This window comes from Stenotrophomonas sp. LGBM10, assembly GCF_046736075.1.
Taxonomy (GTDB): Bacteria; Pseudomonadota; Gammaproteobacteria; order Xanthomonadales; family Xanthomonadaceae; genus Stenotrophomonas.
Genome location: NZ_CP177163.1, coordinates 3,587,178 through 3,599,923, shown reverse-complemented (window position 1 = coordinate 3,599,923; position 12,746 = coordinate 3,587,178). Strand labels below are relative to the sequence as shown.

The 12,746-nt window shown below is 67.3% G+C and carries 9 protein-coding genes; 2 read left to right on the top strand and 7 right to left on the bottom strand.

The window, feature by feature from the left end; genetic code table 11:
* Positions 1-54: 54 nt before the first annotated feature.
* A complete protein-coding gene (locus tag ACLB90_RS15725) occupies positions 55-849 on the top strand; it encodes an inner membrane protein YpjD (protein WP_411850341.1) in 795 nt (264 codons plus the stop codon).
* 4 nt (positions 850-853) lie between these two features.
* Here ACLB90_RS15725 and ACLB90_RS15720 read toward each other — a convergent pair whose 3' ends face one another.
* The 4 genes from ACLB90_RS15720 to radA all read right to left on the bottom strand — a co-directional run bounded on the left by ACLB90_RS15720 (position 854) and on the right by radA (position 7,101).
* Entirely contained in the window at positions 854-1,327 is a 474-nt protein-coding gene (locus ACLB90_RS15720; RefSeq protein ID WP_411850340.1) for a hypothetical protein, read from the bottom strand.
* Positions 1,328-1,388: 61 nt separating this feature from the next.
* Positions 1,389-3,695, bottom strand: coding sequence for a hypothetical protein (locus tag ACLB90_RS15715; RefSeq protein WP_411850339.1), 2,307 nt, complete (start codon positions 3,693-3,695; stop codon positions 1,389-1,391).
* A gap of 45 nt (positions 3,696-3,740) precedes the next feature.
* Complete coding sequence (locus ACLB90_RS15710) at positions 3,741-5,597, bottom strand: ATP-binding protein (RefSeq protein WP_411850338.1); 1,857 nt, start codon at positions 5,595-5,597, stop codon at positions 3,741-3,743.
* A 127-nt stretch (positions 5,598-5,724) separates the two neighbouring features.
* Positions 5,725-7,101 (bottom strand): DNA repair protein RadA, encoded by a 1,377-nt coding sequence (gene radA, locus ACLB90_RS15705; protein WP_411850337.1) that lies wholly within the window; start codon positions 7,099-7,101, stop codon positions 5,725-5,727.
* Positions 7,102-7,251: 150 nt separating this feature from the next.
* Between radA and ACLB90_RS15700 the strand changes: the two genes are divergently transcribed.
* The gene (locus ACLB90_RS15700; RefSeq protein ID WP_411850336.1) at positions 7,252-9,315 is read left to right on the top strand and encodes a putative bifunctional diguanylate cyclase/phosphodiesterase; all 2,064 of its coding nucleotides are present in this window, start codon (positions 7,252-7,254) and stop codon (positions 9,313-9,315) included.
* Positions 9,316-9,758: 443 nt separating this feature from the next.
* On the opposite strand, the gene cyoD is transcribed toward ACLB90_RS15700, so the two are convergent.
* From cyoD to cyoB, 3 genes are read right to left on the bottom strand one after another with little or no spacing between them, the layout of a single operon-like run.
* Positions 9,759-10,109, bottom strand: a complete 351-nt coding sequence (gene cyoD / locus ACLB90_RS15695) for a cytochrome o ubiquinol oxidase subunit IV (RefSeq protein ID WP_411850335.1) — start codon at positions 10,107-10,109, stop codon at positions 9,759-9,761.
* On the bottom strand, positions 10,109-10,750 hold the full coding sequence (gene cyoC / locus ACLB90_RS15690; RefSeq protein ID WP_411850334.1) for a cytochrome o ubiquinol oxidase subunit III: 642 nt from the start codon (positions 10,748-10,750) through the stop codon (positions 10,109-10,111). Before cyoC ends, cyoD begins: the two co-directional genes overlap by 1 nt.
* Positions 10,747-12,744 (bottom strand): cytochrome o ubiquinol oxidase subunit I, encoded by a 1,998-nt coding sequence (cyoB, locus tag ACLB90_RS15685; protein WP_411852773.1) that lies wholly within the window; start codon positions 12,742-12,744, stop codon positions 10,747-10,749. Before cyoB ends, cyoC begins: the two co-directional genes overlap by 4 nt.
* Positions 12,745-12,746: the final 2 nt, after the last annotated feature.

Sequence of the window (12,746 nt, the reverse complement as noted above, 5' to 3'; positions counted from 1 at the left end):
CGGCCTGTCGCCGCAGCCATCGCCAGCATCCCGGGGGTATGCGAAACTGACACGATGACAATCGTTCTCATCGCGACCCTGCTCTACCTGACCGCCACCGGCCTGCTGGTGCGTGCGGTGAGCCGCGATGACGGCCCCCGCTCGCCGGCCTGGCTGTGGCCGGCGCTGCCGGCGATGCTGCTGCACGGCAGCTACCACGTGATGGTGGCCATGCGCACCAGCGGCGGCCCGGACATGCACTTCTTCGCGGCCCTGTCGCTGGTCGGGCTGGGCATGGCCTGGCTGACCTCGCTGGTGGCCGCGCGCGGCCGCATGGCGGCGCTGGGGGTACTGGTGTTCCCGATGGCGGCGGTGGTGCTGTGCATCTACCACGCCTACGGCCATGAGCCGAGCCGCCCGCTGGGCTGGCAACTGGCCACCCACGCCTGGATGGCGCTGCTGGCCTACGCCACGCTGAGCGTGGCCGCACTGCTGGCGATCATGCTGTGGCTGCAGGAGCGCGCCCTGCGCCGACGCGACTTCCGGCCGTGGCTGCGTGCGCTGCCGCCACTGGCCGACCTGGAAGCCCTGCTGTTCCGGGTGATTGCCGTCGGTTTCGCCCTGCTCACCCTGACCCTGGTCACCGGCGTGCTGTTCGTCGACGACCTGCTGGCGCAGAAGCTGGTGCACAAGACCGTGCTCAGCATCCTGTCGTGGATCGTGTTCGGCACGCTGCTGATCGGCCGCCGCCGCTACGGCTGGCGCGGCGCCAAGGCAGTGCACTGGACGCTGACCGCGATGGGCCTGCTGCTGCTGGCGTTCTTCGGCAGCCAGTTCGTGATCGAACTGGTGTTCGGCCACGCGCGCTGACCGGCTACAGCGGTCCGGTCAGCCGATCGCGCAGGCGGCTGCCACGCTGGGTGGTCATATCGTCCACGCCCCAGCATCCATCCTTGCGCTGCCGTAGCGACAACAGTACCCGGTACGGCTCGCCCCACACCGCATAACGCACCTCCACCGTGGCCACATCGGCCGCGCTGCCGGCCACGCGTGCGAAGGTGAACGGCGCGTCGATCTCGCCATCCTGGCCATCCAGCCACGGATCGCTGTCGAGATGGCAGATGCCCTGCTCGCGCTCCTGGCAATCGCGCTCGCCGGCGAACAGCGCGCCGAGCCCGGGCGACAGCAACGCCGCCGGCGTTTCCAGCAGCCCCTCGACACTGGCCTGCTGGAACCGGCGCGCCACCGCCACCGGGTCATCGCACGCCTGCCCGGCCTGCGCCGCCGGCGCGCACAGCAGCGCCAACGCCAGGCTTCCACACACCCGCTTCCATTGCGGCATCCGCATTCTCTATCTCCTTCCCTGTCGATGGGGGCCGGGCGCCCCATTGGCACGCCCGGCCCGGTCATTACAGACCGTAGCGCTCGATCACGTCCAGATGGCGCTGCTCATCCTGGTCGCAGGCTTCGGCCAGGCGCAGCCAGCACAGCCGATGCGGCCAGTGCGCGGTCGCGTCGAGCAGGAACCGGTGCAACGCCAGTGGCGGCTGGTCCTGCGGCTGCGCGACGGTGAACAGCACCCCCGGCAGCGGCGCGCCGTCGCCTTCGGCGTCGGTGAGCTCGTAGTCGTCCGGGCTGTGCGTCCACAGCTTCCAGCCGTGGGCCTCCACCGCCTCGGAGAAGGCGCTCCATGCGTCGTCACCGGGGTGCACGCCATCGACCAGCCAGCTGCCCGCATGGCCACCACTTTCGAGCAGATGGACCTCGGCATAGGTGGGCATGAAGCGCTCGCGCTCTTCCTCGTCCTCCGGTGCGGGATGCACCAGTTCGGCATCGAACACCACCCAGTCATCCACGCGCTGGCGACGGTTGGCCGGCGCGTTCTCGACGATCCGCGCGGTCACCGGGCCGGTGCGGCGCGCGTAGTACTCGATCGGCTCGCTACCGTCCGTGCAGCGGATGATCACCCAGCCGAGGGATTCCTCGATCGGGCCGTCGGTGCTCTCCAGCGCCATGCCCAGCGCCGCTGCGGAGCCACGCACGGCCGCCCAGTCGCGGGCTGCGCTGGCGGCGGTCATGTGATCCCAATGCGCGCTGCGCGGCTCGTCCAGCACCTCGGTGAGGTGACGGTACTGCCCTGCGGCGTCCTGGAAGCGCTGCATCGCCATCAGGGCCATCGCCAGCAGGTTGCGTGCGCCGTGCGACTGCGGCGACAGCGCCAGCAGCGCGGTACACGCCTGCTCCAGCGCAGCCCAATCGGAAAGCTTGTGCGCCATCTGCGCCTGGCACCACAACGCGAACACCGGCACCTGCGCCTGGTAGTGCTGCACCAGGCGATCCAGCCCGGCCGGGTCGCCGCGCTGCACCAGCAGGCGCATCAGCGAGTACGCCGGGGCGGCATCCTCATGCGGATGGCGCTCGACGAACGCCCACAACAGCGCCACCGCTTCGTCTTCGGCGCCACAGGCACTCAGCGCCGAAGCCGCGACGTCCAGCATGGCCGCGTCGTCGGGACGCTGCGCCACGCCCTGCAGCAGCCACTGCGCCTCGCGCTCCGGATCGCGCCCATCGCTCTGCTCGCCCTGTTCGACCAGCCAGTCGAGCAGTCCTTCGGCGGGTACCGGCAACGCAGCCGCGCTGGGGGCGGCATCGATGCGAGCGGCCATCGCGGCCACCGCGTCGCTGGCGCCGCGGTCCTGGCGCAGGCTGCCCAGGTGCTGGTTCGCCAGCGCCAGGTGGCGACGTGCGGTCCACACCGCGCCACGCTGCAGCGCCATGTCCACGCACAGCCCGGCGATCTCGATCACGAAGCGATGCGCACCGACCTCGGCGTAATGCGCCAGGGTCGCGCTGAGGCGGCGGCCCAGATCCCAGCTGTTGCGCTCGGGCGCGTTGCGCACCAGCAGCGCCACGGTATGCGCCCACATGCGACGGTAGTTGGGCGACAGCTGGTTGAACGGCACCAGCGATGCCAGCGCCTCCTCGTCGCGGCCCAGCTGCGCCAGCGCCCACGCGCGCGACAGCTTGCGCGGAATGGTGCAGTTGGCCGGCTCGTAGTCACCTTCGGCGTCCACCTCGGCCTGGCGCACATCGATCAGCGCCAGCGCCTCGGCCGCGCGGCCGCTGGCGAGCAGGATCTTGATGCGCATTTCCGGGAAGCTGTCGTACACCTTGCCGCCGTGCGCCAGCACGGTGCCAGCCTGCACATCCAGGTAATCCAGCGCGCCCTGGCTGTTGCCGTCGTCGAGCAGCGCATCGGCCTTCTCGCAGCTCAGGCACTGGAAGCACGCCCAGCTCGGATTGATCCGCGCCAGCGTTTCCTCGCAGACCTCGATGCGCTCGGGCACCCAGCCGGGGCCGTCGATGTTGCCGTAGCAGGCCGCCAGGTCCTGGGTCACGCAGATCGACTGCGGGCACTCCACCGTGTCGGCCCGGTGTGCGCGCTCGAACAGCGCCACCGCATCGCCCAGCGCCGACTCGCCTTCCAGGCGGTTGCCAACGCGGTTGCGCATGTCCCAATGGCCAACGAACACCTCCAGCCACGGATTGCCCAGCGTCTTGCCCAGCGCACGCGCTTCGGGCAACAAGGCGTCCACGCGGTCCATGCGCAGTTCGCAGACCTCATCGGTCAAGCGCGTCAGCAGCTGCGCGCTCTGCGCCTGCCCGGCTTCGCCAAGGTCGTCCTGCAGTTTTTCCACCCAGTTCCAGATATCCATGCGGTCGTGCTGTCCTGTGTTGCGTAACGTTGAAGAAAGGGAGTGTCAGCGCGCCTGCAGCATCTGCTGCAGGGCATCGGCGATGTCGCCGAACGCGCGGTTGAGGTCACTGCTGGCCGCGCCACCGTCCTGCGCGCGGCCCTGCGCGCTGACGATCACCTTCAGCGAACGCAGCAGGCGTGCGGCGGCCTCGGCCTGCGGGTTGCCGGCGCGCATCGCCGCCAGCAACGCCTGCACGGCGGGGTTGTCCAGGTTGAGGTACAGGCGCGACGGCGCCCGCGCCACGATGCGGGCAGTGAACTGACGCGCCAGCCGCAGCGCGGCCATCGATACGCGCTTGTCGTTCTCGTCGTCCTCCAGCCGGCGTTTCAGCTCGGCCTCGCGGTCGGGCACCACCACCACCGGCAGCTCGGCCGGGCTGAAGTGCGCGGGCAGCAGCTGTTCGCCATCGCCCAGGTGGGTCTGCAGCCAGTCCAGTTCGGCCTCCGGCAGCGTGTCGGTGCGGAACAGCGCGCGGTTGCCCTGCTCGGTGCCCAGTTCCACCAGGCGCATGCCCTTGGCCTGGGTCCAGCGGCGCAGGAACGGCACCACCGCGTAGCGGTTGCCATGCGCGACCGGCACGCCCATCGCACGGAACAGCATCTCTTCGAAGCCACCGCCGCTGTCCAGGATCACGTGGACCGCGCCGCGCGACGGCAGCTCGCTGGCCTTGATGTCGCCCTGCGAACTGGGCACGCGCACATGTTCGAGCAGCAGCTGGAACAGGCGGTCATCGCACAGCGAAGCGCCGAGCAGCGCCTCGTTGTGCCGCACCAGGATGCGTCGCCAGGCTTCGGGCTGCTGCCGCGCGATCTCCACCAGCCCGTCGATCAACGCCTCGCCCAGCGCATGCTGGACCGCGCTGTAGGTATCGTCGCGCTGCAGGTCTTCGCGGCTGGCGGTGGGCGTCAACCGCCCCGATTCGATCACGCCGCCGATGAAGCCGGCCCACGGCGGCAGCAGATCGCGCGCGTCGTCGTCGAGCAGCATGCCGCGCACGAACACCGACAGGTTGCGGTTGTCGCTGGTGCCGTAGGTGGCACCGTCCTGTACCCAGAGCAGGCCCACGGCATCACTGCCGCCATCGGCACGCAAGGGCATGCAGGCGATCGGCTCGAAGCTGCGCTCGAAGTGCGCCGCGAACTCCAGGCCACGGCGCTGCGCCTGCAGCGGGTGCATGACCACACCGGCCTGCGGGCGCCACGGCGGCGGTTCGGGATTGATCGCGCGCGCATCCTGGCCGATGTGGATCGGCTCACCCAGCAGCGCGCAGTAGCGGCCGAGGATGTCGCGCAGGTTCTGTTCCTGCGCCAGATGGACGTAGCTCCCGTGCAGTTCGAGAACCACCTCGGTGCCGACCGCACGTGCCGGCATCGGCGACACCGTGTACTGCTCGGCATTGCTGGACACGTAGCAGTGGCCCAGCGTCGGTTGCTGGTAGGAGGTGGTGCGCACGGTCACCCGGCGCGCCAGCACGAACGCGGACAGGAAGCCCAGCCCGAACATGCCGATCAGCCCCTCGTCATCGTCGCCGGCCTGGCGCAGGCCGCGGGTGTAGCCCACGCCGACCGTGGCCAGGTAATCGTGGATTTCCTGCTGGGTCAGGCCGGCACCGGTATCGATGATGCGCACGATGCCGTTGACGGCATCGCCATGCACTTCGATCCGGCCCGGGTCCTGCCAGTCGGCCTGTTCCAGGCGCCGTCGCACCAGGGAATCGTGCGCGTTCTGCACCAGTTCGCGCAGGGCCACCACCGGGGTGGAATACAGATGCTTGCCAAGGACAGTCATCAATCCGTTGAGGTCGACACCGGCGCGACGGATCTCGCTGGCGCCCTGTACATCCAGGGGAGTCTCTTGCATGTAATCGTTTTCTCTGGCGGGCGCACCCCGGCGGGGATGCGAGCTGGAACGAGGATTTCAGGAGAGGAAAACTAGCACAGCCCGGCCGCGCATTGCCTGCGCGGCGGGTGCACCGGAAACAGCACGTTCAGATCGCGTCGATGGCCTCGGACAGCCGTTCCACGGCGATCACTTCCATGCCCTTGACGCTGCCGGCCTTGGGCGCATTGGCTTTGGGCACGATGGCCCGCTTGAAGCCATGCGTGGCGGCCTCGCGCAGACGGTCTTCGCCATTGGGCACCGGCCGGATTTCACCGGACAGCCCCACCTCGCCAAATGCGATGGTCTTTTCGGCCAGCGGGCGGTCCTGCAGCGAGGACAACACCGCCAGCAGCACCGGCAGGTCCACCGCCGTTTCCTGCACGCGGATGCCGCCCACCACATTGACGAATACGTCCTGGTCGCCGACCAGTACGCCGCCGTGGCGGTGCAGCACGGCCAGCAGCATGGCCAGCCGGTTCTGCTCCAGGCCCACCGCCACCCGGCGCGGGTTGGACAGCGGCGAGGAGTCCACCAGCGCCTGCACTTCCACCAGCAACGGCCGGGTGCCCTCACGGGTGACCATGACGCAGCTGCCGGGCTGGCGCGTGCTGCCACCGGACAGGAAGATCGCCGAGGGGTTGGAGACTTCCTTGAGCCCCTTCTCGCCCATCGCGAACACGCCCAGTTCGTTGACCGCACCGAAGCGGTTCTTGAACGCGCGCAGCAGGCGGAAGCGGCTGCCGCTCTCGCCTTCGAAATACAGCACCGCATCGACCATGTGTTCGAGCACGCGCGGGCCGGCGATGCCGCCCTCCTTGGTCACATGCCCGACCAGGAACACGGCAGTGCCGGTTTCCTTGGCGAAGCGCACCAGCCGCGCCGCGCTTTCGCGCACCTGGCTGACCGAGCCGGGTGCGGCGGTCAGCGATTCGGTCCACAGCGTCTGCACCGAGTCGGCCACCATCAGCTTCGGCTTGGCCACGCTGGCATGCCTGAGAATGGCTTCGATCCCGGTCTCGGCCAGCGCATTGACCCCGTCCAGCGGCAGATCCAGGCGCACCGCGCGCCCGGCCACCTGCGACAGCGACTCCTCACCGGTGATGTACAGCACCGGCAGCGTCGCCGCCATTTTTGCCACGGCCTGCAGCAGCAGCGTGGATTTGCCGATGCCCGGATCGCCGCCGACCAGCACCACCGCCCCCTCCACCAGCCCGCCGCCGAGCACGCGGTCGAACTCGCCGATCCCGGTGCTCACCCGCAGATGCTCGGTCTGCTGCACATCCTTGAGCGCCATGATCTGCGGTGCATCGACCTTGCCGGCCCAGCCCGAGCGCCGCGACGCCGGCGACTTGGCAGCCGCGGCGCTTTCCAGCACCACCTCGCCAAGCACGTTCCAGACCCCGCATTCGGTGCACTGGCCCTGCCACTTGCTGTATTCCGCGCCGCATTCGCTGCAGACGTAGGCGGTAAGCCTCTTGGCCATGTCCACTTCCACTTCATCGTCAGACGGTCAGGATAGCCGAGCCGCGTCGCAGCATCCGAGACGCCGCGCAATGGACCCTAAAGAATCCCGAGCCGGCGCCGATACCCCGGCGCACTCCTGCACCCCCTCCGCTCCCCCAGGTTTTCTTCCATGACCGGCACCTACAGCCAGAGTCTTGTCGTGTTCTCGCTGCTGGTCGCCATCCTCGCCTCGTATACGGCGCTGGACATGGCCGGCCGTCTGGCCAGCACCCAGGGCCGTGTCGCACGCTGGTGGCTGACCGGCGGTGCCATCGCGATGGGGCTGGGCATCTGGTCCATGCACTTCATCGGCATGCTCGCCTTCGACCTGCCGATCCCGGTCGGCTACGACCTGGCGATCACGCTGTACTCGCTGGCCGTGTCGGTTGGCGCCTCGGCCTATGCCCTGTGGCTGGTCTCCCGCCCGCACCTGCCCTGGATACGGCTGGCCGCCGGCGCAGTGCTGATGGGCCTTGGCATCGCGGCCATGCACTACCTGGGCATGGCTGCGATGCAGATGGAGCCTGGCATCGAGTACGACCCGCTGTGGTTCAGCGCCTCGCTGCTGATCGCCATCGCCGCCTCCGGGGCGGCGCTGTGGATCGCCTTCCGCCTGCGTGGCGAGCAGCACCGGCCGTTCCTGCTGCGCGGCCTGGCCTCGCTGGTGATGGGCCTGGCGATCGTGGGCATGCACTACACCGGCATGGCGGCGGCCAGCTTCCCGGCCGGCAGCCTCTGCGGCGCGGCCTACGGCGAAGGCATCGACAGCAAGTGGCTGGCGGTGCTGGTGATCGTCACCACGCTGGCCACGCTGGGTATCGCCCTGATCGCCTCGGTGTTCGATCGGCAGATGCGCACCCGCACCGGCCTGCTCGCCGACTCGCTGGCCCAGGCCAATGAAAAGCTGATCCAGGCCGCGCTGCACGATCCGCTCACCCAACTGCCCAACCGCATGCTGCTGCAGGACCGCATCGAACAGGCCATCGAGAAGGCGCGCCGCCGGCAGTTCACCTTTGCGGTGATGTTCTGCGATCTGGACGGCTTCAAGACCATCAACGACGCGTACGGCCATCAACTCGGCGACAAGCTGCTGATCCAGATGAGCCAGCGCGTGGCCGCCCTGCTCCGCGCGCAGGACACCTTTGCGCGGCTGGGGGGCGACGAGTTCGTCATCGTGTTCCAGGTCGACGCCCCCGAAGATGCCGCCGTGGTGGCCGAGCGCATCATCGCCACCGTCGCCGAGCCGTTCCTGATCGACGCGCTGGAGCTGCAGGTCAGCGCCAGCCTGGGCATCGCGCTGTACCCGGCCGACGCCACCAGCGAACGCGACCTGATGGCGCATGCCGACGCGGCGATGTACCACACCAAGGAATCGGGGCGGAACGGCTATACGTTCTTCACCCAGTCGCTCAATGTCAGCGCCAACCGCCAGCTCAAACTGCTGCAGGAACTGCGCAAGGCGGTGATCCGCAACGAACTGGTGCTGCACTACCAGCCCAAGTTCCCGGCCAACGGCGAGGCGCTGATCGGGGCCGAAGCCCTGGTGCGGTGGCAGCATCCCGAGCTGGGGCTGCTGTCCCCGGATGCCTTCATTCCCCTCGCCGAGCGCAGCGGGCTGATCCTGCAGATCGGCGACTGGGTGCTCGATCGCGCCTGTGCGCAGCTGCGCCAGTGGCACGACGCCGGGCATGCGGAGTGGTCGATGGCGGTCAACCTGTCACCGCTGCAGTTCGGCTCCAGCACCCTGCTCGACACGGTGCGCAGCACCCTGCAGCGGCATGCACTGGAGCCGCGCTGGCTGACCCTGGAAGTCACCGAAACCACCGCCATGAAGGATGTCGAAGCCAGCCTGCAGATCCTGCACGGCCTGACTGCGATGGGCGTGAACATTTCCATCGATGACTTCGGCACCGGCTACTCCAGCCTGCTCTACCTCAAGCGCATGCCGGCCACCGAGCTGAAGATCGACCGCGCCTTCGTGCACGACCTGGAAGACAACGCCGAAGATGCCGCGATCGTCTCCTCGATCATCGCGCTTGGCCGCTCGCTGCAGTTGCAGATCGTCGCCGAAGGCGTGGAAACCGACGGCCAGCGCCAGTACCTGAGCGACCTCGGCTGCGATCTGCTGCAGGGCTACCACCTCGGCAAACCCGTGGGTGCCGAGGAGTTCCTGCGGTTGGCGCGCGCCGCGTGAGAGGCCGTGCCGACCAGCGGTCGGCACTACCGTATTGCGCCGACAAGCGGTCGGCGCCCACCGCACCGTGGCTACCAACCGTCGGCGCCCACCGCATCGTGCCGACCAACGGTCGGCACCTACCGCATCGTGGCGACCAACGGTCGGCGCCTACCGCACCGTGGCGGCCAACCGTCGGCGCCTAGCGCATCGTGCCGACCAGCGGTCGGCACTACCGTATTGCGCCGACAAGCGGTCGGCACCTGCCGCACCGTGCCGGCCAACGGTCCGCACCTACCGGATCGTGGCGACCGCACGCACCGGTCTCCCTCGGCGCATGGGACACCCGGGTAGAGCCGACCGTTGGTCGGCTGCCCTTCGCCCCGGCACCGGCACCGCCCCACACCCCACAAACAAAAAGGCCGCCCGAAGGCGGCCTTTCTGCATGCCAAGGTCCGACGACCTCAATGCATCATATGCACGTTCATGTTGTGCATGACCCACAGCGAACCGGCGACGATGATGCCGATCACCACGACGGTGAAGGCCGCCGCGCTGACGTTCCAGCGCTGTTCGGAGGAGCGGTCAAGGTGCAGGAAGAACACCAGGTGCACCAGGATCTGCAGCACCGCGGCGATCACGATGATGATGCCCGTGGTCAGACGCGGCAGGTCGCCGTGCATGACCGCCCAGAACGGGATGATGGTCAGCACTGCTGCCAGCAGGAAACCGATCAGGTACGACTTGACGCTGCCGTGGCTCTCGCCAGCGGCGCTGTGGCCGTGGTCGTGTGCGTGATTGTCATGTGCGGACATTACAGCGCTCCATTCAGATAGACGACGGAGAACACGCCGATCCAGATCAGATCCAGGAAGTGCCAGAACAGGCTCAGGCACGCCATGCGGGTCTTGTTGGTCGGGGTCAGGCCGTTCTGCTTGATCTGGATGAACATGATCAGCAGCCACAGCAGGCCCGCGCTCACGTGCAGACCGTGGGTGCCGACCAGCGCGAAGAACGCCGACAGGAACGCACTGTGGTCCGGACCGTAGCCCTGGTGGATCAGGTGGTTGAACTCCCACACTTCCATGACCATGAAGCCGAAGCCCAGCAGCCAGGTGATGGCCAGCCACAGGTACATCTGGCCGATCTTGTGCTTGTGCATGGCGATCATGCCCAGGCCGAAGGTCAGCGAGGACACCAGCAGCAGCGTGGTTTCCCACGCGACGAACGACAGTTCGAACAGGTCCTTCGGACCCGGGCCACCGTTGGTACCGCCGGACAGCACGATGTAGGTGGCAAACAGCGTGGCGAAGATGAGGCAGTCGCTCATCAGGTACACCCAGAAACCGAAGACGGTGTTGCCGCCGGTGTCGTGGTGCTCGTGGTCATCATGACCGTGGGCCGCCGCATGCGCGGCGTGCCCGTGGTTCATGGTGTTGGGGATAGTGCTGCTCATGCCTTCAGCTCCGATTTCACCAGGCCCTGCGCCACCAGGTGGCGACGGTGCTCATTTTCGATCCGCTCCACTTCGGCGGCCGGCACGTAGTAGTCCACGTCCTTGTCGAAGGTGCGCCAGATGAAGGTGCCGATCATGCCGATCATGCCCACGATGGCCAGCCACCAGATGTGCCAGATCATCGCAAAGCCGAACACCAGGCTGAAGGCGCCGATCACCACACCGGTGCCGGTGTTGCGCGGCATGTGGATGTCGGTGTACTTGGCCGGGCGTTCCCACGCCTCACCACGCTGCTTGCGCTCCCAGAACTCGTCCAGTTCGTTGACGCGCGGCAGCGAGCCGAAGTTGTAGAACGACGGCGGCGAAGACGTTTCCCACTCCAGCGTACGGGCGTCCCACGGGTCGCCGGTCAGGTCGGCGGTCTTCTTGCGGTCGCGGATCGACACGGCGATCTGGATGACCTGGCACAGGATGCCGGCACCGATGATGAAGGCACCGAACATGGCGATGATCAGCAGCGGCTGGTACTCCATGTTCGGGTAGCTCTGCATGCGGCGGGTCATGCCCATGAAGCCCAGGATGTACAGCGGCATGAACGCCACATAGAAGCCGATGAACCAGCACCAGAACGCGCGCTTGCCCCAGGTTTCGTTGAGACGGAAGCCGAACATCTTCGGCCACCAGTAGGTGATGCCGGCGAACATGCCGAACACCACGCCGCCGATGATGACGTTGTGGAAGTGGGCGATCAGGAACAGGCTGTTGTGCAGCACGAAGTCGATGGCCGGGATCGCCAGCATCACGCCGGTCATGCCGCCGATGGTGAAGGTGACCATGAAGCCGATGGTCCACAGCACCGGGGTCGTGAACTGCACGCGACCGCGGAACATGGTGAACAGCCAGTTGAAGATTTTCACGCCGGTGGGAATGGAGATGATCATCGTCGTGATGCCGAAGAAGGCATTGACGTTGGCACCCGAACCCATCGTGAAGAAGTGGTGCAGCCAGACGATGAACGACAGCACGCCGATGCAGGCCGTGGCGTAGACCATGCCCTTGTAGCCGAACAGCGCCTTGCGCGAGAACGTGGCGATGACTTCGGAGAACACACCGAATGCCGGCAGAACCAGGATATAGACTTCCGGGTGACCCCAGATCCAGATCAGGTTGATGTACAGCATGGCGTTGCCGCCACCGTCATTGGTGAAGAAGTGCGTGCCCAGGTAGCGGTCCAGGGTCAGCAGCACCAGGGTGATGGTCAGCACCGGGAAGGCGGCGATGATCAGCACGTTGGTGACCAGCGCGGTCCAGGTGAACACCGGCATCTGCATCAGCTTCATGCCCGGGGTGCGCATCTTCAGGATGGTAATGAAGAAGTTGATACCGCTCAGCGTTGTACCCAGGCCAGCCACCTGCAGGCCCCAGATGTAGTAATCGACACCTACCCCTGGACTGTATTCCTTGCCCGACAACGGCGGGAAGGCCAGCCAGCCGGTCTGCGCGAATTCACCCACGCCCAGCGAAATCATCACCAGGCCCGCGCCCGCCACGAACAGCCAGAAGCTGAGCGAGTTGACGAACGGGAAGGCGACGTCGCGCGCGCCGATCTGCAGCGGCACGACGACGTTCATCAGGCCGGTGATCAGCGGCATCGCCACGAAGAAGATCATGATCACGCCGTGGGCGGTGAAGATCTGGTCGTAGTGATGCGGAGGCAGCACGCCCTCGGCCCCGCCGGCGGCCATCGCCTGCTGGACACGCATCATGATCGCGTCGGCAAAGCCGCGCAGCAGCATGACGAAGGCGACGATGAGGTACATCACGCCGATCTTCTTGTGGTCAACCGAGGTGAACCACTCTTTCCAGAGATAGCCCCACAGCTTGAACTTGGTGATCAGGGCCAGCACCAGCAGGCCACCGATACCCGCGCCGATCAGCGTGGTGATGATGATCGGATCGTGCGGGATGTCGGCAAAGGTCAGTTTACCCAACAGAT